The organism is Lentilactobacillus hilgardii DSM 20176 = ATCC 8290 (assembly GCF_000159315.1).
Lineage (GTDB): Bacteria > Bacillota > Bacilli > Lactobacillales > Lactobacillaceae > Lentilactobacillus > Lentilactobacillus hilgardii.
Genome location: NZ_GG669992.1, coordinates 368,253 through 370,642, shown reverse-complemented (window position 1 = coordinate 370,642; position 2,390 = coordinate 368,253). Strand labels below are relative to the sequence as shown.

Below are 2,390 nucleotides of genomic sequence, written 5' to 3'. Positions count from 1 at the left end.
CGTGAGCATATGTCAAAGGTATTAATCGCTGGAAGGATTCCAGAACATGCATTAAACATTTTGAAAGATGCTGGATTGGACATCGACGTGTACGATGATAGTAAATCTTTGATCACAAAGGACGAACTCAGTAAACGAATCACTGATAAAGATTTCCTGATCACACCACTTTCAACTCAAGTTGACTCAGACATTATTGATAAAGCACCAAATTTAAAACTGATTGCTAACTATGGCGCCGGGTTCAATAACATCGATGTCGATTATGCAAAATCAAAAGGAATCCCAGTTACGAACACACCAAAAGTTTCGACTGTTTCGACAGCTGAAGTAACCTGCGGATTAATGATTGCACTATCTCACAGAATGATGGAAGGCGACACGTTGATGCGCCACGAAGGGTTTAGCGGCTGGGCACCACTATTCTTCTTAGGCCACGAACTTGCCCATAAGACATTAGGTATTATCGGAATGGGGCAAATCGGTCAAGCCGTTGCAAAACGTATGCATGCATTCGACATGGATATTCTTTATACACAACGCCATCAATTGGATCCCGAAACCGAAAAAACTCTGGGTGCTAAGTTCACCACAACGGATGATATCATTAAGAATGCCGACATCATTACACTTCATTTACCGGCTACTCCTAAAACCCATCACATGATCGGTGCCGAACAGTTCAAGCAAATGAAAAACAGTGCCATGCTTATTAACGCTGCTCGAGGCCCAATTATCGATGAAGCGGCACTTTACGACGCATTGGTTAACCATGAAATTGCAGGTGCTGGTTTGGATGTTTACGAAAAAGAACCGCATGTTGATGATGGCTTTAAGTCACTTAAAAATGTTGTTTTGACACCACATATCGGTAATGCCACTGTCGAGGCCCGTGATGCAATGGCTGAAATTGTTGCAAAGAACACGGTCGCTATGGACAAAGGTGACAAGCCTAAGTATGTGATCAATGGTGTTGAATAGAATTTAATTCTTTTTACAAAAAGTTCGGGCAAATTCCCGAGCTTTTTTGTTTAACCTGGCCAAGCCTAAATCGACTTTATCATTAAATGATTAATAGCGTTGTCCCCTAAGCAATACACGCCACCAAAGATAACAAAGAAACAATATTGATAATGCTATCAAGCCATATATCATCGATGCTTCAATCTTTAAGTTAGCACTAATCCCCAGCAAAACAAAAAATCCTGCTAAAATAAAAAACACGTTACTGGAAGATCGCCGACCTTTTTGACCATAGACAAACAAAACAACACTTTCAGAAACCAAAAAACAGAACAATCCAATAATTAACAACCAACTAAAGTAGGTTTGCGTTAGTTCTCGATTTATGAACAACTCTAACGATGCCGTTATTAATTCAATACCGACGAAAATAAAGTAATGAGCATGGATCAATACGAGGCCAGCTGTTGTTAAATGTCGATTAATACCGAGATCGTATGTCAGAATGTAAATTGAAAATAACAGTGCAATGATGATAAAGAACAGCAAACTATCAACGTGAACGTTGAGACTATCAATCGTTCCTGCAACACTGATAATTGATTCTCCAAACAAAATGATCGTAAACAAGCTGTAACGCTCTGTAAGATGATCAAAATGGGTTGGAAAATGCCGCAGCGTTTTTTTCATGCCGATTGGTACAAACGCCGCCATAAAAATAGTGATGGCATAAATCGAAAACCGCAAACCATAATTCCCCCATTGAATCATTGTAAGCACGCCAATCACTGCGATTGATATTAACAGTGATCCTAATTGAATGCACAGATGACGCACCTCTTGGGATTTATTTCTTTTTGCTTGAATTAAATATTGAACTGCCAAGCTCATAAAAAGAACAGACGTGGCACCTGCGAAGGTAGCATGTGTTTGCTCAAAATTTGTATTAATAGATTGAGAAAGGACAACAACCCAAAACATATTGAAAACCAAAAAAACAACATGACTCAAATTAGTGTGATAAAAGCGATTTGCAAACACTGTTTGATACGTCCAAATTGTCCAAAAAACCAGCATCATCATTAAAAACTCAGCAACATCCAAAACCGGAATTCTTTCACTGTTAATAATATGTAAAACACTGGTAATCCTGCTGATAGCGTAAGCAAAAATCAAATCATAAAATAGCTCAAAATTGCTGACTTCCTTTGATTTCATAGCCGTTTTCTCCAAACTAAGTATAGAATAGCTCATTTGCAGTCTTTTAAATTGATTGACTCTCCAGTATCGTAGACCAAAATATGAAGACAGCAAAAAAGGCTGAATCAAAAATGATCTTTGACCCAGCTTCTTCTTTGAAGGATGTATCTTAAGCTATACTAATTCGTTAATTATTTAAGAACCTTAAAACGATCGTCATCATTCAT

Annotated in this window: 2 protein-coding genes; one reads left to right on the top strand and one right to left on the bottom strand. The window is 38.1% G+C overall.

Going from position 1 to position 2,390, the window contains the following annotated elements:
- Positions 1 to 9 precede the first annotated feature (9 nt).
- Entirely contained in the window at positions 10 to 981 is a 972-nt protein-coding gene (locus tag HMPREF0519_RS01760; protein WP_003556866.1) for a 2-hydroxyacid dehydrogenase family protein, read from the top strand.
- Between the two features lie 90 nt (positions 982 to 1,071).
- Here the strand turns inward: HMPREF0519_RS01760 and HMPREF0519_RS01755 are convergent, their stop codons facing one another.
- On the bottom strand, positions 1,072 to 2,181 hold the full coding sequence (locus HMPREF0519_RS01755) for a low temperature requirement protein A (protein WP_225429092.1): 1,110 nt from the start codon (positions 2,179 to 2,181) through the stop codon (positions 1,072 to 1,074).
- Positions 2,182 to 2,390: the final 209 nt, after the last annotated feature.

What these genes read in the sequence shown, in the direction of transcription:
- HMPREF0519_RS01760 (WP_003556866.1), top strand. Translation starts at nt 10, where the DNA reads ATGTCAAAGGTATTAATCGCTGGAAGGATTCCAGAACATGCATTAAAC.
- HMPREF0519_RS01755 (WP_225429092.1), bottom strand. Translation starts at nt 2,181, where the DNA reads ATGAAATCAAAGGAAGTCAGCAATTTTGAGCTATTTTATGATTTGATT.